The 22,932-nt window shown below is 65.0% G+C and carries 21 protein-coding genes; 16 read left to right on the top strand and 5 right to left on the bottom strand.

Annotated features, from left to right (window positions below):
- Positions 1-20: 20 nt before the first annotated feature.
- Positions 21-1,178, top strand: coding sequence for an acyl-CoA dehydrogenase family protein (locus AB4Y43_RS32135; protein ID WP_368729628.1), 1,158 nt, complete (start codon positions 21-23; stop codon positions 1,176-1,178).
- Positions 1,179-1,219: 41 nt separating this feature from the next.
- Here AB4Y43_RS32135 and AB4Y43_RS32130 read toward each other — a convergent pair whose 3' ends face one another.
- Positions 1,220-2,122 carry a LysR substrate-binding domain-containing protein gene (locus AB4Y43_RS32130; protein WP_342945534.1) on the bottom strand — a complete coding sequence of 301 codons (903 nt, stop codon included), beginning with the start codon at positions 2,120-2,122 and terminating at the stop codon, positions 1,220-1,222.
- A gap of 293 nt (positions 2,123-2,415) precedes the next feature.
- On the opposite strand from AB4Y43_RS32130, the gene AB4Y43_RS32125 reads away from it, so the two are divergent.
- The 13 genes from AB4Y43_RS32125 to AB4Y43_RS32065 all read left to right on the top strand — a co-directional run bounded on the left by AB4Y43_RS32125 (position 2,416) and on the right by AB4Y43_RS32065 (position 16,353).
- Positions 2,416-3,321, top strand: coding sequence for an SDR family NAD(P)-dependent oxidoreductase (locus AB4Y43_RS32125; RefSeq protein WP_368604923.1), 906 nt, complete (start codon positions 2,416-2,418; stop codon positions 3,319-3,321).
- Positions 3,321-4,613, top strand: coding sequence for an acetyl-CoA hydrolase/transferase family protein (locus AB4Y43_RS32120; protein WP_368604899.1), 1,293 nt, complete (start codon positions 3,321-3,323; stop codon positions 4,611-4,613). The genes AB4Y43_RS32125 and AB4Y43_RS32120 overlap by 1 nt, the downstream gene beginning before the upstream one ends.
- Before the next feature lie 62 nt (positions 4,614-4,675).
- Positions 4,676-5,875 carry an acetyl-CoA C-acetyltransferase gene (locus tag AB4Y43_RS32115; RefSeq protein ID WP_069262472.1) on the top strand — a complete coding sequence of 400 codons (1,200 nt, stop codon included), beginning with the start codon at positions 4,676-4,678 and terminating at the stop codon, positions 5,873-5,875.
- A 45-nt stretch (positions 5,876-5,920) separates the two neighbouring features.
- Entirely contained in the window at positions 5,921-7,096 is a 1,176-nt protein-coding gene (locus AB4Y43_RS32110; RefSeq protein WP_368729627.1) for a phenylacetate--CoA ligase family protein, read from the top strand.
- Positions 7,093-8,229, top strand: coding sequence for a biotin/lipoate A/B protein ligase family protein (locus tag AB4Y43_RS32105; protein WP_368604901.1), 1,137 nt, complete (start codon positions 7,093-7,095; stop codon positions 8,227-8,229). The genes AB4Y43_RS32110 and AB4Y43_RS32105 overlap by 4 nt, the downstream gene beginning before the upstream one ends.
- A complete protein-coding gene (locus tag AB4Y43_RS32100) occupies positions 8,226-9,017 on the top strand; it encodes an enoyl-CoA hydratase/isomerase family protein (protein WP_368729626.1) in 792 nt (263 codons plus the stop codon). Before AB4Y43_RS32105 ends, AB4Y43_RS32100 begins: the two co-directional genes overlap by 4 nt.
- Before the next feature lie 20 nt (positions 9,018-9,037).
- The gene (locus tag AB4Y43_RS32095; protein ID WP_069262468.1) at positions 9,038-9,907 is read left to right on the top strand and encodes a MaoC/PaaZ C-terminal domain-containing protein; all 870 of its coding nucleotides are present in this window, start codon (positions 9,038-9,040) and stop codon (positions 9,905-9,907) included.
- A gap of 33 nt (positions 9,908-9,940) precedes the next feature.
- Positions 9,941-10,729 carry a citryl-CoA lyase gene (locus AB4Y43_RS32090; protein ID WP_133183498.1) on the top strand — a complete coding sequence of 263 codons (789 nt, stop codon included), beginning with the start codon at positions 9,941-9,943 and terminating at the stop codon, positions 10,727-10,729.
- 158 nt (positions 10,730-10,887) lie between these two features.
- The gene (locus tag AB4Y43_RS32085; RefSeq protein ID WP_368682061.1) at positions 10,888-11,733 is read left to right on the top strand and encodes a MaoC family dehydratase N-terminal domain-containing protein; all 846 of its coding nucleotides are present in this window, start codon (positions 10,888-10,890) and stop codon (positions 11,731-11,733) included.
- Positions 11,734-11,770: 37 nt separating this feature from the next.
- Positions 11,771-12,934 carry an acyl-CoA dehydrogenase family protein gene (locus AB4Y43_RS32080; protein ID WP_368682060.1) on the top strand — a complete coding sequence of 388 codons (1,164 nt, stop codon included), beginning with the start codon at positions 11,771-11,773 and terminating at the stop codon, positions 12,932-12,934.
- 15 nt (positions 12,935-12,949) lie between these two features.
- Positions 12,950-14,128, top strand: a complete 1,179-nt coding sequence (locus AB4Y43_RS32075; protein ID WP_368729625.1) for a CaiB/BaiF CoA transferase family protein — start codon at positions 12,950-12,952, stop codon at positions 14,126-14,128.
- 45 nt (positions 14,129-14,173) lie between these two features.
- The gene (locus AB4Y43_RS32070; RefSeq protein WP_368729624.1) at positions 14,174-15,553 is read left to right on the top strand and encodes an MmgE/PrpD family protein; all 1,380 of its coding nucleotides are present in this window, start codon (positions 14,174-14,176) and stop codon (positions 15,551-15,553) included.
- Positions 15,550-16,353: a CoA ester lyase gene (locus AB4Y43_RS32065; RefSeq protein WP_368604908.1), complete on the top strand. Its 804-nt coding sequence runs from the start codon at positions 15,550-15,552 to the stop codon at positions 16,351-16,353. The genes AB4Y43_RS32070 and AB4Y43_RS32065 overlap by 4 nt, the downstream gene beginning before the upstream one ends.
- 104 nt (positions 16,354-16,457) lie before the next feature.
- Here the strand turns inward: AB4Y43_RS32065 and AB4Y43_RS32060 are convergent, their stop codons facing one another.
- The 4 genes from AB4Y43_RS32060 to AB4Y43_RS32045 all read right to left on the bottom strand — a co-directional run bounded on the left by AB4Y43_RS32060 (position 16,458) and on the right by AB4Y43_RS32045 (position 20,330).
- Complete coding sequence (locus tag AB4Y43_RS32060) at positions 16,458-17,393, bottom strand: electron transfer flavoprotein subunit alpha/FixB family protein (RefSeq protein ID WP_368729640.1); 936 nt, start codon at positions 17,391-17,393, stop codon at positions 16,458-16,460.
- A gap of 23 nt (positions 17,394-17,416) precedes the next feature.
- Positions 17,417-18,166: an electron transfer flavoprotein subunit beta/FixA family protein gene (locus AB4Y43_RS32055; RefSeq protein WP_368604909.1), complete on the bottom strand. Its 750-nt coding sequence runs from the start codon at positions 18,164-18,166 to the stop codon at positions 17,417-17,419.
- Positions 18,167-18,372: 206 nt separating this feature from the next.
- A complete protein-coding gene (locus AB4Y43_RS32050) occupies positions 18,373-19,365 on the bottom strand; it encodes a ferritin-like domain-containing protein (protein ID WP_368604910.1) in 993 nt (330 codons plus the stop codon).
- 347 nt (positions 19,366-19,712) lie between these two features.
- A complete protein-coding gene (locus AB4Y43_RS32045) occupies positions 19,713-20,330 on the bottom strand; it encodes a LysE/ArgO family amino acid transporter (protein ID WP_368604911.1) in 618 nt (205 codons plus the stop codon).
- Positions 20,331-20,474: 144 nt separating this feature from the next.
- On the opposite strand from AB4Y43_RS32045, the gene AB4Y43_RS32040 reads away from it, so the two are divergent.
- Positions 20,475-21,383 carry a LysR family transcriptional regulator ArgP gene (locus AB4Y43_RS32040; protein WP_069262457.1) on the top strand — a complete coding sequence of 303 codons (909 nt, stop codon included), beginning with the start codon at positions 20,475-20,477 and terminating at the stop codon, positions 21,381-21,383.
- A 762-nt stretch (positions 21,384-22,145) separates the two neighbouring features.
- Positions 22,146-22,619, top strand: coding sequence for a DUF3331 domain-containing protein (locus tag AB4Y43_RS32035; RefSeq protein ID WP_083245099.1), 474 nt, complete (start codon positions 22,146-22,148; stop codon positions 22,617-22,619).
- The last annotated feature ends 313 nt before the right edge of the window (positions 22,620-22,932 follow it).

Raw genomic sequence — 22,932 nt, 5'->3', positions numbered from 1 at the left:
ACGATTGCAGGGCATACACCATGATTCGCGACCAGGAAACGATGAACGTTCTGCTCGACAACGTCGCGCGCTTCGTGCGCGAGCGTCTCGTGCCGAACGAAGAGCGCGTGGCCGAAACCGATGAAATTCCGGCCGATATCGTCGATGACATGAAGGCCATGGGCCTCTTTGGCCTGACCATCCCGGAGCAGTACGGCGGGCTCGATCTCACGATGGAAGAAGAAGTGCTCGTGATGTTCGAACTCGGCAAGACTTCGCCCGCGTTTCGCTCGATCATCGGCACGACGGTAGGTATCGGCTCGCAGGGCATCGTGATCGACGGCACCGACGAGCAAAAGGCAACATGGCTGCCGAAGCTTGCGAGCGGCGAGATCATCGCGAGCTTCGCGCTCACGGAGCCGGGCGCGGGCTCGGACGCCGCATCGATCAAGACGCGCGCCGAGCGGCGCGGCGACCACTACGTGGTGAACGGCACCAAGCGCTTCATCACGAATGCGCCGCAGGCCGGCATGTTTACGCTGATGGCGCGCACCAATCCCGACGAGCCGCGCGCGGGCGGCATCACCTCGTTCATCGTCGACGCAAAAACGCCCGGCATCAACTTCGGCAAGCGCGACAAGAAGATGGGCCAGCGCGGCGCGCATACCTGCGACGTCATCTTCGAGGACGTGAAGGTGCCCGCGAAAAACATCATCGGCGGCAAAGAAGGTGTGGGCTTCAAGACCGCGATGAAGGTGCTCGACAAGGGGCGTATTCATATCGCGGCGATCTGCATGGGCGTGGCGCAGCGCATGCTCGACGACGCGCTGCGCTACGCGATGGAGCGCGAGCAGTTCGGCGAGAAGATCGCCGAGTTCCAGCTCGTGCAGGCCATGCTCGCCGATAGCCAGACCGAACTCTACGCGGCGCGCTGCATGGTGCTCGACGCGGCGCGCCGCCGCGATGCCGGCCAGAACGTGAGCACCGAGGCCGCGTGCGCGAAGCTCTTCGCATCCGAAATGTGCGGGCGGGTGGCAGACCGCGCGGTGCAGATTTTCGGCGGCGCGGGCTATATGTCCGACTATGGCATCGAGCGTTTCTACCGCGATGTGCGCATCTTCCGCATCTACGAAGGCACGAGCCAGATCCAGCAGATCGTCATTGCGCGCAACATGATTCGGGCGGCCGGCGGGCGCTAGTCGAGAGGGGCGGCGCGCAGCACGCGCGCCGCGTCATGGGGCTATTCGAGGCGGCCGATGCCGTCGGCCACCAGCAGATCGACGAGCTTGCGCGCGAACAGCGGCAGCGCATCGCGGTCGGTCATGCAGATCTGCAGTTTGCGCACGGCCCACTCGTCGGTGAGCGGCACGATCTTGAGCGACATGGTTTGCGCGTGGCGGCGCGCCGTACCTTCGGGCAGCACGCCAATGCCGATGTTCGCCTCGATCATGCGGCACGCGGCTTCGAAATTGCCGATCTGGATGCGCCAGCGTATCGTGCGTTGCAGATCCGACGAGGCGCGCTTGAGAAACGAGAAAATCGCGCTCTCGTCGGGCGGCCCGATGAAGTCGTAGTCGAGCGTATCGGCAAACGCCATCTCGCTCGCTTGCGAAAGCGGGTGGCTGAGCGCGGTGACGAGCACGAGCCGGTCGCGCCGGTAGGGCAGCACCTGCAGTCCCTCGGTGCGCACATTGCCGGCCACGATGCCGATATCGATCGTACCGTCCTGCACGGCGCGCACGATATCGGGCGAAAGGCGCTCGTGAATGTCCACGTACACGTCGGGATGATTGATGAGGTAGGTGCGCAGCACGGCAGGCAGGAACTCGCTCATCGCCGTGGTGTTCGCAAACACGCGCACATGGCCCTTCACCCCCTGCGAATATTCCTGCAAGTCTCCCGTGAGTTGCTCGAGCTGCTTGAGCACGCGGCGCGCGTGGGCGAGCAGCGTCTCGCCGGGGCCCGTTAGCGTGACCCCCTGGCTCGTGCGGCTCAAGAGCTTCACGCCCACCTGTTCTTCGAGATTCTTGATACGCGTGCTCGCCGCGGGCAGCGACAGGTGCGCGCGTTCCGCGCCGCGCGTGAGGCTGCTCGCCTCGGCTACGTGGGTGAAGAGCTTCAGGTCGACGAGATCGAAATGCATGGGTTGACTTGCCGTGACTCCAATGTCCGTCAGCTCGTTCGTTAGAGGGATGCAAAAAACATGAGGGGCGAGCAGACTCCAGCCATTATTGCGCCGCAGCGCAACGCACGCCATTAGCGATAGTACGGGTTAATCCTGGCCGAAACAGGCGTTCGGCATATCCAAATTGTGCAGCTTTGGCCGATGCGTCAAGCTGCAACACGAACGGCACAGCTTGCCGCATCACGATTCAAATCGAATGAATGCCCGGCGCAACGCGGGCTGGAGGAGCGAAAACGATGACGACGCAACGAATGCTGGACGGCAAGGTCGTGGTGGTGACAGGATCGGGCGGCGGCATTGGCCGCGATATTGCGCTCATGATGGCGCGCCACGGCGCGAAAGTCGTGGTGAACGACGTGGGCGCCACGCTCACCGGCGAGGGCCATAACGACGGCCCCGCGCAAGCCGTGGTGAACGAGATCACGGCGTTCGACGGCCAGGCCACGGCGAACACCGACAGCGTGGCCGACGCCGCTGGCGCCGCCCGCATCGTGCAGAACGCGCTGGACGTGTTCGGCCGTATCGATTGCGTGGTGAACAACGCGGGCATCCTGCGCGACCGCTTCTTCCACAAGATGAGCGAAGAGGAGTGGGACGCCGTGCTCAAGGTTCACCTCTACGGCTCTTACTACGTTTCGCGCGCCGCCGCCGACCACTTCAAGGAGCAGCGCAGCGGGGCGTTCGTGCATATGACGTCCACGTCCGGGCTGATCGGCAATCTCGCGCAGGCCAACTATAGCGCCGCGAAGCTCGGCATTGCGGGCCTGTCGAAATCCATCGCGCTCGATCTGGAAAAGTTCGGTATCCGTTCGAACTGCATCGCGCCGTTCGCCTGGAGCCGCATGATCAACTCTATCAAGATCGATTCGCCGGAACAGGAAGCACGCGTTGCCAAGATCAAGCAGATGACGCCCGCGAAGATCGCGCCGCTCGCCGTCTACCTCGCGAGCGAACAGGCCGCCGACGTGACGGGCCAGATTTTCGCGGTCCGCAACAACGAAATCTTCCTGATGAGCCAGCCGCGCCCCGTGCGTTCGGTGCATCGCGGCGAAGGCTGGACGCCGGAGACGATCGCCGAGCATGCCATGCCGGCGCTGCGAAAATCGTTCCATACGCTCGATGTTTCCGCCGATGTCTTCAGTTGGGACCCCGTCTGATGACGCGCGGCCCGCGCGCGGCGCGCATCGTCGACGCCGCGCAGCTCGATCTCGCGCAGTACGTGCGCCCGGGCGACACGCTCGCATGGGGCCAGTGCGGAGCCGAGCCGTGCACGCTCACCGCGCTGCTGATGGCGCAGCGCAAGGCGATAGGCGGGCGCTTTCGCGTGTTCGTGGGCGCGTCGTGGTCCGACACGCTCGAGCCCGCGTATGCCGACTGCGTGGACTTCATGGCCTATGGCGCATCGGGTACGAACCGGCGGCTCGAACGCGAAGGCGTGCTCGACATCCTGCCGTGTCACTACTCGCAGTTTCGCAGCGTGCTGACTACGGGTCCGAACCGCATCGACGTGTTGCTGCTGCAAGTTGCCCCCGCCGATGAGGCGGGCCGCTACAGCCTCTCGATCGCCCATGAGTATCTCGTGCCGCTGATCGACAGTGCGCGCGTGGTCATTGCGGAGGTAAATGCGGCGGCGCCGTGGACCTTCGGCGAGCGCATGTTGTGCGGCGATGATTTCGACGTGCTGATCCATACCGACCGCGCGCCGCTGGAAGCGCCTGCCACGCAGGCCGGCGACATCGAGCGGCGCATCGCGCAGCACGCCGCATCCCTGATCGAAGACGGCTCGACAATCCAGTTCGGGCTGGGCGCGCTGCCCGAGGCCATCGTCGCGCAGTTGCGCGACCGGCGCGATCTCGGCGTGCATAGCGGCACCATCGGTGACGCGGTGGTCGATCTGATCGCAGCCGGTGTGGTGACGAATGCTCGCAAGTCGCGCGATCGAGGCGTGAGCGTGGCCGGCACGATGATGGGCACGCGCAAGGTCTACGCGCATGCGCACCGCAATGCGCAGATTCAGTTTCGCGCCACGGCCTATACGCACGACATCGACGTGCTCGGCAGCCTCGACCGGTTCGTGGCGATCAACTCGGCGCTCGAAGTCGATTTGACGGGGCAGGTCAATGCGGAAGCTGCCGGCGGTCGCTATGTGGGCGCCGTGGGCGGGGCGCTCGATTTCATGCGCGGCGCGGCGCGCTCGCACGGGGGCGTCGCGATCGTCGCGCTCGCAGCCAGCACGCGGCATGGCAGTCGCATCGTCGCGCGTCTTTCGGGGCCGGTCAGCACGCCGCGCAGCGACGCCGCGGTGATCGTCACCGAGCACGGCGTGGCCGATCTGCGCGGGCTCACGCTCGCCCAGCGCACCGAGCGCATGCTCGCCATCGCGCCGCCAGAATGGCGCGAACAGCTGGCGGCGCAACACCATGCGCGGCGGGATGCGATAGCGGTTTGACGGTACGCAGGCACACGACGCGGCGAACAACAACAACCAGACTCCATGTAAAGGAATCCGAAATGAGAAGAGCAGCGATAGTCGCACCCGTACGCACGCCGGTCGGCACCTTCGGCGGCAGCCTGCGCCCTGTTTCCGTCGAAACGCTCGCGGCCACGGTGCTGCGCGAAACCATCGCGCGCAGCCGCGTGGACCCGGCACGCATCGAGGACGTGGTCTTCGCGCAATCGTATGCGAACAGCGAAACGCCTTGCATCGGCCGCTGGGCTGCGCTCGAAGCAGGGCTGCCCGTGCAGGTGCCCGGCATGCAGCTCGATCGCCGTTGCGGCGGCGGGCTGCAGGCGGTCGTGACCGCCGCGATGATGGTGCAGAGCGGCGCGGCGGACGTGGTCGTGGCCGGCGGCGTGGAAAGCATGAGCAATATCGAGTACTACACGACCGACATGCGTTGGGGCGCTCGCGCAGGCTCGGTGAAGATGCACGACCGTCTCGAGCGTGGCCGCGAACGCTCGCAGCCCGAAGCGCGCTTCGGCTACATCTCCGGGATGATCGAAACGGCTGAAAACCTCGCGAAGGAATACGGCATCACGCGCGAGGAAGCGGACGCGTACGCCGTGCGCAGCCACCAGCGCGCCGCGGCGGCATGGGAGTCGGGCCGTTTCGCCGACGAGGTGGTGGCGGTTTCGGTGCCGCAACGCAAGGGCGACCCGGTGCTGTTCGCACGCGACGAAGGCGTGCGCGCCGACGCAAGCGAGGCGTCGCTCGCGAAGCTCAAGCCGCTCATGAAAGGCGGCACGGTGACGGCGGGCAACGCGAGCCAGCAGAACGACGCCGCGGCTGCGTGCCTGATCGTCGCCGAAGACCAGCTCGACAAACTGGGCCTCACGCCGCTTGGTTACCTCACGGGCTGGGCAGCTTCGGGATGCGAGCCCGCGACGATGGGCATCGGCCCGGTGCCGGCCGTGCAAAAGCTGCTGCACAAGACCGGGCTCACCTTCGATCAACTCGATCTCGTCGAACTGAACGAGGCCTTCGCGTGTCAGGTGCTCGCGGTGCTCAAGGGCTGGGGCTGGCACGACGAAGCGCGGCTGAACGTGAACGGCTCGGGCATTTCGCTCGGTCATCCGATCGGCGCGACCGGCGTACGTATGCTCACGACCTTGCTTTACGAACTGCAGCGCCGCAAGGGCCGCTATGGCCTCGAAACCATGTGCGTAGGCGGCGGCCAGGGCATCGCGGCGATTTTCGAGCGGGCGGCTTGAGTACGAACGCTTCGCATCCCTACGGAACATAACAAGGAGGAGACGATGCTCGATGCACTCAACGCGCAGCTCGCCCGGCTGCAAACGCATCCGTTCTATGCGGGACGTCTTCCGGGCAGCGTCGCGAGCGCGGCGGAGTTCGCCGAGCGCGTGCCGCTCATGACGCGCGCCGAACTGGTGGCCGAGATGAATTGCCCCGGCTACGGCGCGTTTGCGCCGGCCATTCCGCCGGTGCGCGTGCACCTCACGCCGATGGGCGCTTCGCTCGTCCCGATCCTGCAGAGCGCGGCCGATCTGCGTGCCATCGAAGCCGCGTGTGGGCAGCATCTCGACGCGTGCGGCATCGGCCCCGGCGACGTGTGCATGGTGACGTTCGGCTATCACCTCTTCGTTGCGGGGCTTTTCTATCAGACCCAGATGGAAGCGCGCGGCGTGGCGTGCATTCCGCATGGCCCGGGCGAGACCGAGCGCGCGGCACGTGTCGCGCAGCAGTGCGGCGTGACGGTGCTGGCCGGCAACCCGTCGCATGCGCTCAAGCTCATCGAAGCGGGGTGCCCCGTGCCGCGCGTGTTCTTCGCGGGTGGCGAAGCGTTCACGGGCAATGCCGCGCTGTACGCACGCGTGCGCGAAGCGATGCCGGGCACGTTGTTGATCGACAGTTACTCGCTTTCCGAATGCCTGCCGGTGGCGCGGACATTCCCCGGTGGTACGGGGGTGCATGTGTTCGACGAACTGCTCTACGCCGAAGTCATCGACCCGGACACCGGCAATCCGGTTGCCGAGGGCGAACGTGGCGAACTCGTGCTCACGCATCTGAACAAGGAACTGCAACCGCTCGTGCGCTATCGCACTGGCGACCTCACCTTGCTCGAGCGCACTGCGCCCTTGCATGGGCGCACGGTGGCGCTGCCGCGCGTGGTGTTCGGCCGCGCGGATTCGATGGTGAAGATCAAGGGCGTGAAGGTCTACCCATCCGAATTGAAGACGGTGCTGCTGGGCCTGGAGGGCGCGACGGGCGCCTATCGGCTCGTGGTCGGCACTAAGACTCATGGTGGCGACCATCTGACGCTGCAGGTGGAAGGGACGGTGCAGGGCGGTGCGATCGAGGCCATAGCCGAGCGCTTCAAGCGCCAGACGCTCATACACGCGGACGCCATCGAGACGGTCGCGAAGCTCGAAGGCGCGGCACTCGTAGAAGATCAACGGAGAGAGACGACATGAATGCAAGCGCAACGCACACCCCAACCCCGTGGCGACTCGTCGTAGGCGGCCACAGCTACGCGGACTTTTCCATTTCGGTGTCGCCGGCCGTCGAGCGCGCCGTGGCCGAGAATCTCGTACCGCCCACGGTCTATCTGAACGTCTTCAACGAAGACAGCATCACCGTAGGCGTGAACGAAGATCCGAACCAGGTGCTCGATCTGCCGTTTTGCCGCGACAACAACGTGCTCGCGCGGCGGCGCGTGAGCGGCGGCGGCGCGATTTACGCGGGGCGCGGCTCGGCATTTCTCGCGTTCTATCTGCCCATCGGTCTGCCCGGCGTGCCCCAAACGGCGGCGCAAGCGTTTCCGACGATACTGGGCCACGTCGCCGAAGCGCTACGCGATGTGTTCGGCCTGCAAGCCGCTTATCGGCCGCTGAACGACGTCGAGATCGACGGACGCAAGCTCGTGGCCACGTCGCTGAAGATCGAAGGCGGCGTGCTGACGTTCCGCATTTTGCTGAACGTGAAGGCGATCGACACGGCAATCGCGGCGCGCGCCATGCCCATGGCGCCAGAGAAGGTGAAGGACAAGAAGCACAAGGATCTCGGGTCGCGCTACACGTTTCTGGAGCAGGAACTCGGCCGCGAGGTGAGCGCCGATGAGTTGACCGCATGGGTCACGGCCTGCGTTCGCCGCACGTTCGGGGAAGTGGCGCTCGTATCTGGCGCGCTCGGCAGTGAAGAACTCGTTTTTGCCCGGCAATACGAGCGCGAGTTGCACGAAGAGAGCTGGTTCCATGAGAAGAGCGAGGCCGCGCGTTACAGTCCAATCAGCGTGCTGGGAGACCGTATCGTGCGCGGACGCGAAAAGGCGCCGGCAGGGCTGATCTGGCTGAGTCTGCTCGTGCGTGACGGCACGGTGGTCAAGGCGATCGTCAACGGCGACTGGCACCCGCGTCCGCTGGCTTCGGTCGCCTGGCTCGAAGACGGCTTCACCGGACTTGCCGCCACGCGAGAAGCCTGCGCGGCGCATATCGAGGCATTTCTCGCGCGTCCCGACGTGGAGTTCGCAGGCGTCGAGCCGGTGCATCTCATCACGGCGCTCGACAAGGCGCTCGCTGAACTCGCAAGCGTAGGGGTGAGCGCATGAGCGAAAAAACCTTGCTGGTCGAACAGGACGCGGGCGTCGCGACGCTCACGTTCAATCGTCCGGAAGCGAAGAACGCCCTCAGCGGTGAGATGCGCGTGGAATTGCTCGAAGCCGTGCAGCGCATACGTGCCGACCGCGGCGTGCGTGCGGTCATTTTGCGCGGCGCGGGCAATGACTTCTGCTCGGGCGGCGACGTGCGCGGCATGAACGTAACGAGCGCCGAAACGGGACGCGACCGGATCGACGACCTGCATGGCTGGGTGAGCATGCTGATCGACCTCGACCGCCCGGTGATCGCGGCCGTGGATGGCGTGTGCTACGGCGCGGGCTTCAGCTTCGCACTCGCCGCCGATTTCGTGATTGCCAGCACGCGGGCGCGCTTTTGCATGCCTTTCATGAAAGTCGGTCTCGTGCCCGATTGCGGCGCGTTCTATACGCTGCCGCGCGTGGTGGGACTCGCGCGCGCCAAGGATCTCGTCTTTACGGCGCGCGAACTACGCGCCGCGGAAGCGAAGGAGATCGGCGCGGTGCTCGAAGTCGTCGAGCCCGAACAGCTTCATGCGCGCGCCGCGCAGGTGGCGGCCAGTCTCGCGGCGGCGTCGCCCATTGCGTTCGGTCTGGCCAAGCGCGCGTTGAATCAGTCGCTTGGCAGCGACCTGCGCGCGATGCTCGAAATCGAGTCGGCGGCGCAGGGCATTGCGTTCACGACCGAATTCCATCGCGAAGCCGTGAAGCGCTTTCGCGAGAAGGCCGACCCGCTCTTCAAGTGGCCCGCCGCCGAGGCCTGATCTTTCATCCACGCACCGCCATGACGATTGACTATCACACCCTGCGCAACTGGCCGTTCAAGGACGTCGAGCAAACCTATACCGCGCGCGACGCCATGCTCTACAGCCTCGCTGTGGGATACGGCGCCAATCCCGTCGATCCGGACGACCTGGCATTCGTCTACGAAAAAGAGTTGCGCGTGCCGCCGACGCTTGCCGTCGTGCTCGGCTTTCCCGGCTTCTGGGCGCGCGACCCGCGCTCGGGCATCGACTGGGTGCGGCTGTTGCACGGCGAGCAGAGCCTCGTGATGCACAAGCCGCTGCCGCCGGCCGCAACGGTGATCGGCCGCTCGCGTATCACGCGGGTGGTCGACAAAGGCGCAGGCAAGGGCGCGCTGCTCGAAATCCAGCGTAGCATTACCGACAAGGCAAGCGGCGACCTGTATGCCACCGTCACGCAGCTCACGTTCTGCCGTGGGGACGGCGGCTTCAGCGCGGACAACGGTTTGAGCGACGAAGCGCCCGCGCCGCCGCCGCCGATGCCCGAGCGCGCGCCCGATCATCATTGCGATCTGCCGACGCGCCCGGAAACGGCGCTGATTTATCGCCTGTGCGGTGACGACAACGCGTTGCATGCCGACCCGCAGGTCGCACGCGCGGCGGGTTTCGAACGGCCTATCCTGCACGGGCTCGCCACGTGGGGCGTGGCCGCGCATGCCGTGCTCAAGACGATGTGCGCGAGCGACCCGCAACGCCTCGTGGCGTTTCACGCACGCTTTACGGCACCTGTGTATCCGGGCGAGACGATCCGCACCGAGATGTGGCGAGATGGCGACGAAGTGAGTTTTCGCGCGCGCGTGCTGGAACGCGACGTGCTCGTGCTCAACCATGGGCGCGCGCAGTTGCGCTGAGCGCTATTCCGTATAACGAAGGAAATCAGAACTATGGCCCGTCAACCGAAACCGCTCGTGCGCTCCGATATCGCGTACAGCACGCCCGATCGTATCGTCGTGCGAGGCAAGAGTCTGCCCGACGAAGTGCTCGGCCACATGAATCTCGGCGACTTCGCGTTTCTGCAACTCACGGGCAAGGCGGCCACGCCGCAGCAGTCCGCGATGTTCAACGCCATCGTCATCACGCTCGTCGAGCACGGCATGACGCCAAGCGCCATCGCCGCGCGCATGACCTATGCGGGCGCGCCCGAGTCGCTGCAGGCGGCTGTCGCCGCGGGGCTATGCGGCCTCGGCTCGGTGTTCGTCGGCAGCATGGAAGGCGCGTGCCGCATGCTATCCGAAACGCTGCCCTATGACGGCCAGTGCGACGACCTGGAGAAACTCGCAGTCGATACCGTCGCCGCATGGCGCGCGCGTGGTACGCCGATTCCGGGGCTCGGCCATCCGCTGCACAAGCCCATCGATCCCCGCACGCCGCGCCTTTTTGAACTGGCCGCGCAAAACGGCATGTCGGGGCGCTATGTGACGCTCATGCAACTCATTGGCGCGGAGGCCGAGCGTGCGTCGGGCAAAGCACTGCCGATCAATGCGACGGGTGCGATCGGCGCGATTTGCTGCGAATTCGGCTTCCCGTGGCGTATCGTGCGCGGCTTCGGTGTGATGGCGCGCGCCATTGGCCTCGTGGGTCATCTGCTCGAAGAAGGCGAGCGCCCCATGTCGTTCGAGTTGTGGCAGCGCGTGGAAGACGAAGCCTCCGCCCATCTGCGCGGCGAAGCGTGAGGCCTGCGCGCGGCCGTGGTTGAAAGCCGCGTGCAAGTATCGGGCCGCGATGGTCGGGGGATTAACGAAAGCGAAAGGGCCGATTCGGCAAAGGCAACTTCGCGAAACGATGTGAGCCGTTCATAGTATGGCCAACAGTCTCGAATCGGAGAAACGCCATGCCGGAATCGCAAACGCCAACGCTCAGTGCGTGGCTCGACAAGACCGAAACGCTCACCGACGATATCACCGCGTTTCCGCTGCGCGCCCTCGCGGCCACGCTCGATCGCGAAGCCCCCGATAGCGCCGTGCCGCCGCTGTGGCACTGGCTCTATTTTCTGCCCGTCTCGCCGCTCGCGCAAGCGGGTCCCGATGGCCACCCGAAACGCGGTGGCTTTCTGCCGCCGGTCGAACTGCCGCGCCGCATGTGGGCGGGCGGACGCCTTACCTTTCACGCGCCGCTGCGCGCGGGCAGCGAGGCCGCGCGCACCTCTACCATCGCGAACATCGAGGACAAGACCGGCCGTAGCGGCCGTCTCGTGTTCGTGACCGTGCAGCATCGCTACGAGAGCGGCGGGGCGCTGTGCATCGAGGAAGAGCACGACATCGTTTATCGCGACGCGCCGCAACCCGGCGCGAGCGCGCCCAAGCCGGTAGTGACACCCGAAGGCGAGACATGGTCGCGAACGCTCACCGCCAGTGCGCTCATGCTGTTCCGCTATTCCGCGCTGACCTTCAACGGTCATCGCATTCACTACGACTTCCCGTACGTCACGCAGGAAGAGGGCTATCCGGGCCTCGTCGTGCACGGCCCGCTCATCGCCACGCTGCTGCTCGACCTCGTGCACCGCGAGCGGCCCGACGCCACCATCGCAACGTTTGCGTTTCGCGCGGTACGGCCCACGTTCGCAGGCCACGCGTTCACGCTGTGCGGCAAGCTCGCGGACGACGCGCGCTCGGTCGAACTCTGGGCGAAGGACCACGACGGCTATCTGACGATGCAGGCCACCGCCACGCTGGCCTGAACGGCAACACGAACTACATAGCGAATTCATATCGATCATGCAAACCACGCAACAAGATTCGTTTCAGGACATCCGCGAAGCCGTGCGCGATCTGTGCCAGCAGTTCTCCGGTGAATACTTCCGCAAGATCGACGAGGCGCGAGGCTATCCCGAGGCATTCGTCGACGCACTCACGAAAGCGGGCTGGCTCGCTGCGCTGATTCCTCAGGAGTACGGCGGATCGGGTCTGGGCCTGACCGAAGCTTCGGTCATCATGGAAGAGATCAACCGCTCGGGCGGCAACTCGGGTGTCTGTCACGGCCAGATGTACAACATGGGCACGCTGCTGCGCCACGGCTCGGCCGAGCAAAAGCGCAAGTACCTGCCGAAAGTCGCGAGCGGCGAACTGCGCCTGCAATCGATGGGCGTGACTGAGCCCACGACGGGCACCGATACCACGAAGATCAAGACGACGGCGGTACGCAAGGGCGACCGCTACGTGATCAACGGGCAAAAGGTGTGGATTTCGCGCGTGCAGCATTCGGACCTCATGATCCTGCTTGCGCGCACCACGCCGCTTGCCGACGTGAAGAAGAAGTCCGAAGGCATGTCGGTTTTCGTGGTGGACCTGCGCGAGGCGATCGGCAACGGCCTCACCGTGCAGCCGATTCTCAACATGGTCAATCACGAGACCAACGAACTCTTCTTCGATAACCTCGAAATTCCGGCGGAAAACCTGATCGGCGAGGAGGGAATGGGCTTCAAGTACATCCTCGACGGCCTGAACGCCGAGCGCACGCTGATCGCGGCCGAATGTATCGGCGACGGCTACTGGTTCATCGACAAGGTGAGCGCCTATGCCAGGGAGCGCATCGTGTTCGGGCGGCCGATCGGACAGAACCAGGGCGTGCAGTTTCCCATCGCGCGCGCGTTCGTCAACGTCGAAGCCGCGAGCCTGATGCGCTTCGAGGCCGCGCGCCGCTTCGACGCGCACGAGGCCTGCGGCGCGCAGGCCAATATGGCGAAGCTGCTCGCCGCCGACGCTTCGTGGGAAGCCGCGAATGCATGCCTGCAGTTCCACGGCGGTTTTGGCTTCGCCTGCGAGTACGATGTGGAGCGCAAATTCCGCGAGACGCGCCTCTACCAGGTCGCGCCGATCTCGACCAACCTGATCCTTTCGTACGTGGCGGAGCATGTGCTCGGCCTGCCGCGTTCGTTCTGACCGGAGGCGCGCGCCATGAGACCACTCGACGGTATCAAGGTCGTCACGCTCGAACACGCGATCGCTGCGCCTTTCTGCACGCGCCAGCTTGCCGATCTCGGCGCGCGCGTGATCAAGATCGAGCGGCCTGGCGTCGGGGACTTCGCGCGCGGCTATGACGAGCGCGTGCATGGACTCGCATCGCACTTCGTGTGGACGAACCGCTCGAAGGAAAGCCTCTCGCTCGACGTCAAGCACAAAGAGGCCGCGCCGATCCTCGACGCGCTGCTCGCCGACGCCGACGTGCTCGTGCAGAATCTCGCCCCGGGCGCCGCCGCGCGACTTGGACTGAGCTACGAAGCGCTCAGCGAGCGTTACCCGAAGCTGATCGTGTGCGACATCTCCGGTTACGGCGACGACGGCCCTTATCGCGAGCGCAAGGCCTACGACCTGCTGATCCAGAGCGAATCGGGCTTCCTCTCCATCACGGGGTCGCCCGGCGAGCCCGCGAAGGCAGGCTGCTCGATCGCCGATATCGCCGCAGGCATGTATGCCTACTCGAACATCCTCAGTGCGTTGCTGATGCGCGGTCGCACCGGGCGCGGCTGCCGCATCGACGTTTCGATGCTGGAGAGCATGGTGGAGTGGATGGGCTATCCGCTCTACTACGCGATCGACGGGCAAACGCCTCCGCCACTCGCAGGCGCTTCGCACGCGACGATCTATCCCTATGGGCCGTTTCCCGCCGGCGACGGCAAGTCGGTGATGCTCGGCCTGCAGAACGATCGCGAATGGAAGCTCTTTTGCGAGCACGTGCTGTCGCAGCCGGAACTCGCCACCGATGAGCGCTTTGCCGCGAACTCCCAGCGTTCCGCGCGCCGTGCGGAACTGCGCGAACTGATCGTCGATGCGTTTTCGAAGCTGACCGCCGCGCAGGTCATTGAACGGCTCGACCGCGCCGGCATTGCCAACGCCCGGATGAACACGATGGCCGATGTTTGGGCGCACCCCCAACTGCAGGCACGCGAGCGCTGGCGCGAGGTGCAGACCTCGGCGGGGACCGTGCCGGCGCTGTTGCCGCCGGGCGCGCCTTGCGCATTCGATGCCCGCATGGATGCCGTGCCCGCGCTCGGTCAGCATACCGAATCAATCCTGCGTGAGCTTGGCTATGACGCGGCGCGCATCGGCGCGCTGCGCGAAGCCGGAGCCATCTGATCGCGTCTCGCGCTTCGCAAACCGACTCCACTGAACTACGCTGCCATGACAGATCATCCCAGCCGCGCGCTCGCGGCCTTCGCCTCGCAACTGCGCTTCGACGCGATTCCGACTCACGTGGTCGAGCGCGCCGTCAATCTTTACGTGGACTGGCTCGGCTCCGCGCTGGGCGGAAAGGGCGCGCGTCCGGTCGAAACGATTGCGCGCTTTGCACGTGCCGCGCGCGGTGGCACCGACGCGCAGGGGCCGTGCGACATCATCATCGACCGCACTCGCACCACGGCGTATTTCGCCGCGATGACCAACGGCGCCGCTTCGCATTTCGTCGAGCAGGACGACGTGCACAACGGCTCGGTGCTGCATCCGGCTACTGTCGTGTTTCCGGTGACGCTGGCACTCGCGCAGGCACTGGGCGCCTCGGGACACGAGTTCATCGCAGCCTCGGTGGCGGGTTACGAGGTGGGCATCCGCGTCGGCGAATTCATGGGACGTTCGCACTACAAGATATTTCACACGACTGGCACCGTGGGCACGATCGCGGCTGCCGCGGCCGCAGGTCGTCTGCTCAAGCTCACCCCTGAGCAGATGCTCGACGCATTCGGATCGGCGGGCACGCAGGCGAGCGGCTTGTGGGAGTTCCTGCGCGACGCGGCCGATTCGAAGCAACTGCACACGGCCATGGCGGCTGCGAATGGACTGATGGCCGCCCAGCTCGCGGCGGACGGGTTTCGCGGCGCGCAGCGCATTCTCGAAGGTGCACAGGGCATGGCGGCGGGTATGTCGAGCGACGCCGATCCCGCGAAGCTGGTCGATCGCCTGGGCGAGCGTTGGGCCACGGTCGAAACGTCGTTCAAGTATCACGCGGCGTGCCGTCATACGCATCCGGCCGCTGACGCGCTGCTTTCCGTGATCGAAGCGCACGGTCTGAATCCCGACGATATCGCGGGCGTGACAGCGCATGTGCATCAAGGCGCCATCGACGTGCTCGGCAGCGTGGTCGTGCCGAGCACCGTTCACCAGGCGAAATTCAACATGGGGACGGTGCTCGGACTGGTCGCCTATCGCGGCTATGCAGGCGTGAACGAGTTCGAGCGCGACTCCTCGGCGGACGATATCGCCGCGTTTCGCGAACGCGTGACGATGGCGCTGGACGAGGAAGTGGATCGCGCATATCCCGCCCGCTGGATCGGCAAGGTGAGCGTGACGACGCGCGACGGCCGGACGTTGCAGGGCCGCGTGGACGAGCCGAAGGGCGATCCGGGCAATACGCTCTCGCGCGAGGAGATCGGCGCGAAGTTCGTGCGGCTCGCGGCATTTTCGGGCGCAGCGAGCGAAAGCGATGCGCAGCGTCTGCTCGACGCGGCATGGGGCATTGCCGAGGCGCAGCGCGTGGGCGCGCTGTTCGGCGAGAGGATGGGTGTATGAGCGCCGTGCTTTCCCGCTCGTATCTCTTCGTACCGGGCAACCGGCCCGAGCGCTTCGAGAAGGCGCGTGGCGCAGGGGCGGATGCCGTGATCTTCGATCTGGAAGATGCGGTTGCGCCGGACCAGAAGGGCGCGGCGCGCGACGCGGTGCTTGCGTCGCTGGACCCCGTGCGCCCCGTGTGGGTGCGCGTGAACGGCACCGACACGCCCTGGTTCGCCGATGATGTCGCGGCCCTCGCGGGACACGCGGGCGTGGCGGGCATCATGTTGCCGAAGGCGGAAAGCGCGGAGCAGGTCGCGGCGGTGCGCTCAGGCGCGCACGGCGCGCTACACGTGTTGCCGATCGTGGAAACGGCGCGCGGCATCGCGGGCCTGGACGCAGTGTGTCGCGCACAAGGCGTGCTGCGCGTCGCGTTCGGCACGCTCGACTTTCAGGTGGATATGGGTATCGACGGCGACGGCGAGGAACTCGACGCGTTCCGTTCGCAGATCGTGCTGGCCTCGCGGCTTGCGGGCATTGCGGCGCCCGTGGACGGTGTTTCGACCGTATTCGACGATGCCGATCTTCTCGAGCGTGAAGCACGGCGTGGACGGCGATTCGGCTACGGCGGCAAGCTTTGCATTCATCCGAAGCAGATCGAGCCTGTGCATCGCGCGTACGCATGGAGCGAGGCTGAGCGCGCATGGGCGCAGCGCGTGCTCGATGCGGTGCAGGCGAGCGGCGGGGCGGCGGTGGCGCTCGAAGGCAAGATGGTCGACATGCCGGTGATCCTCAAGGCGCGGCGGATTCTGGGTGCTTGAACGCTTGCCGTCGTCGTAGAAGTTGCTGCGATGAAGTCGATAAAGAAGGCGCCTTGTTTTCACAAAGGCGCCTTCCGTTTTTTGCTGCCAGCCTGGCGGCGGTATTAGCCGATTGCCCGAGCGAGTTCCGGTACGGCCGTGAACAGGTCGCCCACGAGGCCGTAATCGGCCACGCTGAAGATCGGTGCTTCTTCGTCCTTGTTGATCGCGACGATGACCTTCGAGTCCTTCATGCCGGCCAGATGCTGGATCGCACCCGAGATACCGACGGCCACGTACAGCTGCGGCGCGACGATCTTGCCGGTTTGGCCGACCTGATAGTCGTTCGGCACGTAACCAGCATCCACCGCTGCGCGCGAGGCGCCAAGTGCGGCGTTGAGCTTGTCCGCGAGCGGCTCCAGAACCTTGGTGTAGTTCTCGCCGCTGCCCAGACCCCGGCCGCCCGAGACGATGATCTTCGCGCTCGTGAGTTCCGGACGGTCGAGCTTGGTCACTTCGCGGCTCACGAATTGTGAGAGTCCGCTGTCGGCTGCGGCTTCGATCTTTTCGATCGCTGCGTTGCCGCCAACGGCAGCGACTGCATCGAACGCCGTCGAACGGACCGTGATGACCTTGATCGGATCGACCGACTGCACCGTCGCGATAGCATTGCCCGCGTAGACCGGACGCTCGAACGTGTCGGCGCTGTGCACCGCGACGATGTCGCTGATCTGGGCGACGTCGAGCTTCGCGGCAACGCGCGGGGCGACGTTCTTGCCCGCGGCTGTTGCCGGGGCCAGGATGTGCGAGTAGTTCCTTGCGATATTGAGGATCGTCGCTTCGACGTTTTCCGCGAGACCTTGTTCGAGTTGGGGCGCGTCGGCAAGCAGCACCTTTGCGACGCCTGCGATCTTCGCGGCGGCATCCGCTGCGGCTTGCGCATTGTGGCCCGCGACCAGCACGTGCACGTCGCCGCCAATTTTCTGTGCTGCCGCGACCGTGTTCAGCGTTGCAGCCTTGATCGACTGATTGTCGTGTTCGGCTATTACCAGATTCACCAGATTCGTCATTTGTTTCGCTCCCCTTACAGCACCTTGGCTTCGGTTTTCAGCTTCTCGACCAGCGCCGCAACGTCGGGCACCTTCAAGCCTGCCGAACGCTTCGGCGGCTCGGCAACCTTCAGCGTCTTCAGACGCGGCGCGACGTCGACACCCAGGTCTTCAGGCTTGAGCGTCTCCAAAGGCTTCTTCTTCGCCTTCATGATGTTCGGCAGCGTGACGTAGCGCGGTTCGTTCAAGCGCAGGTCCGTGGTGACGACCGCGGGCAGCTTGAGCGACAGCGTTTCCGCGCCACCGTCCACTTCGCGCGACACGGTCGCGTTGCCGTCGGCCACGACCACCTTCGAGGCGAACGTCGCTTGCGGCAAGTTTGCCAGCGCAGCGAGCATCTGCCCGGTCTGATTCGAATCGTCATCAATGGCTTGCTTACCGAGGATGATCAGCGACGGCTGTTCCTTGTCGACGAGCGCTTTCAAAAGCTTCGCCACGGCGAGCGGCTGCAGATCGTCGTTCGACTCCACCAGCACGGCACGATCCGCGCCGATAGCGAGGGCCGTGCGCAGCGTTTCCTGGGCCTGCGAAACACCGCACGAAACGGCAATGACCTCGGTCGCCACGCCGGCTTCCTTCAGACGCACCGCTTCTTCAACGGCAATTTCATCGAACGGGTTCATCGAAAATTTCACATTGGCGATATCCACCCCCGTGCCGTCCGACTTCACTCGGACCTTCACGTTGTAATCGACCACGCGCTTGACGGGCACCAGAATTTTCAAGCTCTCTCTCCTCGATAGGGGCAATGCTTTCGTCACTGTGACAGACGCGTGAGCTGCGCGGAATTCAGCTTTGCGGAAGGCGTGCTTCGAGCACGCTAAAGCGGCACCGCGCAACCTGCATGGGCGCGAAGCGTCGCATGAAAGCAGCGCGCGTCGCAATCGTCCGTTCGAACGAAGCGGCGCGCGTGCAGGGGAAGGGGGGAGCGTCAGTGCTTCTTGTCGCGCACGAAGCGCAGTGCGAAGCGCACGAGCCGCGGCATGGTCACCGGGCGCAGCAGACGCTTGTCGTAGCCCGCAAAGCGCCGCTCGTTCTCGGCGAGACACAGGTGCATGAGTTCCGGTACGCTGATGTCCACGTCCGTCACCTGCTGCGCGCCGTTCATCGTGAAGTTGTTGTCGTGCCGGTGTTCGTTGCCCTCTGCATCCATGGCGCGCGCGAGGCCAACGCGTTCCCACGCCAGAAAGGCCCAGACGCCGGCCACCTTCAACTCGAAGCGAATGCGTTGCCACCAGTTGAGCCGGACGCGGTGCCAGGCCACCCAGTTCGCGAACAGCAGGATATGGCGGCATTCTTCCTGCATGACGGGCTCGAACGTGTCGATGAGTTCGGGCGGAAAGAGGCCCGAGCGTCGCGCCACTTCGAAGAGGCCGAACGCGAAGAAGCTGTCCACGCATTCGCTGTAGCCCGTCACGAGGTAAGCCCATTCGGCGTCCTTGGGGTACACGTAGGGCGGCTCGCTCGCGAGCTTGATGCCGTACGCCGCCACCATGCGCGAGAGCACTTCCTTGTGGCGGTTCTCCTCCCACGCGTTGAGTGCGAGCGCGTCGCGCATTACGGCGTCGTCGAGCGAGGCGGCATAGGCGGCCATGCGCAGGCGCGCGCGGCCTTCCGTTTGCACGGCGATGTCCCAGATGGGCAGATCGGTAATGCGCTTGAGCGCCGCGGCTTCGAGCTGCGGCCAATCGAGTACCGAGGGCCGGTAAGGATTGAAGGTCTCGCGGAACATGCGGCACATTTCGTCGCGATGCACGTCGGAGCCCGGCGTGAGCGCACCGGTGACATGGCTCGTCCAGTGGCGCGTGTTGCGCTCGGCGGCGTCGAGCGTTTCGCGGTCCGGACGCTCGACGGGCAACGCTGGCGCGTGGAAGCCGGGAATCAGTTGCGACGCATCGAAGGCGTCGAGGATCAGGTCGTCCATCTCGCTGTTCTTTTGCTGGCGGCAAAGGCACGCAGTGCAGAAGAGATTGCAGTCGTCGCAAGAGCTTACTTCGAACCGGCGCGATGCGCGATGAGCGCGACGTGCCGTCGAATCGTTAGCTATCGTTCAGACGTCGCGCAAGAAGGCCGACTGCCGCTTCCGATCGAGTCTGTCTCGTTCGGCGCAATAACGGGCCGCCCCATATCGAATCGTTGAACAATCGCGGCGCGAACGAGCGGGCCTGAGCATGGCGGTGCGGCACGCTTGCCGCGTGGGGTAGCGGGTCGTCATGGAAAACGCGGCACACGCGGCAAGTGCGCTCGCCGCGCATCGCGCTTTCGTGGACTTCAACGCAATTGCGCAAAGGCGATCAACAGCACCATCCCGCCGATAGCGCCGTCGAGCACGCGCCATGCACCCGCACGCCGGAACAGCGGCGCAAGCACGCGTGCGCCGTAGCCGAGCGCGACGAACCACACCGCGCTCACGGACATCGCGCCGATCGCGAAGGCGAGGCGGCTGCCCTGCGGTTCTCTCGCGCCAGCCGTGCCGATCAGCAGGAAGGTGTCGAGATAGACGTGCGGATTGAGCCAGGTGAACGCGAGCGTCATGAGGATGATCGGCCAGGCGCGCTGTTCGGGCGCATCCGCCGCGGCATGGCTCTCCAGCACCGCGTGCGACGGGCGCACCGCACGGCGCAGCGCGCCGATGCCGAACCACACGAGCCACGCGAGCCCCACGTACAGCACGATGTGCACGAAGGTCGGATAGCGCTCGACGAGCGCCGAAGCGCCGCCTACCCCCGCGCCGATCAGCACGAAATCGGACAGTGTGCAGAGCAGGACGATCTTGCCGACGTGCGAGCGCAGGATGCCCTGACGCAGCACGAACGCATTCTGTGCGCCGATCGTGACGATGAGCGAGGCGCAGAGCGCCGCGCCGTGGGTGAAAGCGAGCCAGTTCATGACGGTTGCGAAGAAAGTAGGCGCCGCGGGCGGCGCGGTGCGCAGCGCCTGCGGTCATTGGACATCGACAGGGAATGGCGTTAGTCTGCCGCCAGGAGCCGCATAAGCAAAGCTCATTTTCATTAACCGGATTAAGGAACGCTAATGCTCGACTATGCCTTGCTCGATGCGCTCGCCGCCGTCGTGCGGCATGGTTCGTTCGATCGCGCCGCGGGCGCACTCAACGTTACGCCCTCGGCGGTTTCGCAGCGCGTGAAGCTGCTGGAGGAGCGCGTGGGCACTGTGCTAGTGAAGCGCGGCCAGCCTTGTGTCGCGACGGCTTCCGGCGCGCTGCTGTGCCGTCACACGGAGCGCGTGCAATTGCTCGAGGCGGAGCTGGGCGGGGCGATGCCGACCTTCACGAGCGCGCTGGGGGCGGCGCGGCCGACGCTACGGGTGGCCGTGAACGACGACAGCGTGGGTACCTGGTTCATCGACGCCGTGGCGGGCTTCTGCGTCGAGCGCGGCGTTCTGCTCGACCTCGTGATCGACGACCAGGATCACACCGCGCAACGCATGCGCGACGGGAGCGTGCAGGGCGCCGTCACGACGCAGGCCGAGCCCGTGCAGGGCTGCCGCTCGACGCGCCTCGGGCGCATGCGGTACCTCGCGGTGTGCTCGCCGGCGTTCTTCGAGCGGCATTTCGCGCAAGGGGTGACGCGCGACACGCTGCGCCACGCGCCGTGCGTCGAGTTCAATCCCAAGGATCAACTGCAAAAGCGCTTCATTCGCCGCATTACGCGCGCGCAGATCGACGCGCCGCTGCACTGGATTCCTCATGTGGCCGGGTTTCTGCGCTGCTGCCTGAACGGTCTGGGCTGGGGCATGTGCCCGGAGCGCATGATCGCGCCGCATCTCGCGCGTGGCGAACTCGTCGAGCTCACGCCCGGCCGCGCGCTCGACGTCGAACTGTACTGGCAAAGCTGGCGGCTTTCCATTGGCTGGCTCGACGACTTCGGCGCCATGCTCAAGGTGCGCGCCGGCGAATTTCTCGATCAGGGCCGCGGGACATAAGATGCGCGCCGCGCGATAGCTTCATTCGTTTGTCTTTATCCACGGATTCAATGGTGGATTAGTGTGCTGACTTTCGGTGCGCACGACAGGGCTCGTAACATCACCGTTTTGTTGCTATTTCTCTCCTGCGAGTTGCACAATGTCAGCATTGGGTCGCGGCAATGCATCTAAAGCAATATCCGAAATCCATTAATTGCTTTTCGAATAGTGGAATGCTTCGATATTCTATGGGTGTGGAGAATGCAAGCTTCGTGCGAGAATTTCGCGTCCAATAGACTGACGTTTAGTATGTGATATGTCTGATGCACCAATGTCGAATAGATGCATTGCGTTTCATTGATCGGTCACGTCCCGTGTGTAAGAGTGGAGCCGTCGCGATGCGGGTAAAGACCGCGAGACCGGCCATGGGCGGGCATTTCGGGCTTTATGCGCGCGCGTGGCGCAGCGGGCGCTGTAACAATTCAGTTATGTGGAAAGTCGCGCGACGCGTGACATCCAGGCCTGAAACCGGTTATTTTTTCCGCAGTGAGATTGTTAAGTATCATCAAATCGGCAAAAAAGTTCACGGATGTAAAGAAACCAACATTGGAGGCGTACAGCCGGAACTGAAAGCTCTGCCGTCTCGTCTTTTGCGTTTCGCATTATCGTGTGAAAATTGCGTTTTTCCTGTGGATTGCGAGTTGGACACGCTATAATCCGGACGTGGCAGAGTGCTTATTCGACCGGCATATTTGAATCGTTTCCACGTGCACGAGGTGCATTATGACGAAATTAGATACCGGCAGCGTTTGGCAACAAACCATTGACCTTCTGTCCGCGGCTTCCGAGCCGTTAAGCCTGGACGGCGAATTCGAAGGCGGCAGAAGCTGCAAACCGGTACCCATCACACGCGGCGCATCGGAGGCGGCGAACCGGCGGCGCGCCACCGTCCGTTCGTGGGATGCGCAGGGCATCACCTTGATCCGGCGGCATGATCCGGACAGCATCACCGTTTGCTGGAGCGACGCCACCTATGGCCGTTACTCCGACCAGTTGTGGCGGGTCTGCACGGCGCGCCGCAGCGCCGTTTGTGCGCTGACCGGCGAGAAGATCCGCCGCGGCGACGCGGTGTTCCGGCCGAGCCCCAATCGCCGTCACCGCCCGGCCAATGCCGACGCGATGATCCTCGCGAGCAAGCTCGACAACCTGCCCAACGCCGTGGTCGCGGCGCGTCTGGACGAGGCGCTGGCCGCCTGAGCGGCGTCCCAGGGCGCACCGGTCGCCTGCGCGGGTATGCCACCCGCCGTTCACATGCCACGTGGCTGGTCACACCTCGTCATGCTCATGTCATGAACTGCACAAGAACAAAACGGCGCCCCAAGGGCGCCGTTGTTCGTTTGCAGGGTGAAAGGCGGGTCGCCGCCATCCGTCGGCGCAGGCGCAACCGGCGCCCGCCCCGGCGGCGCACCGCTCACACGGTGGCGTCGCGGGCGTTTTCCTCTTCGAGCGCGTCGCGCGTCTCGGGCATCGCAAGCCAAACCAGCAGCACGGCGGCGGCGCCCGCGCTCGC

Source organism: Paraburkholderia sp. BR10872 (assembly GCF_040965835.1).
In the GTDB taxonomy this organism is placed as follows: domain Bacteria; phylum Pseudomonadota; class Gammaproteobacteria; order Burkholderiales; family Burkholderiaceae; genus Paraburkholderia; species Paraburkholderia nodosa_A.
This window is presented reverse-complemented; position numbering and strand designations above follow the sequence as displayed.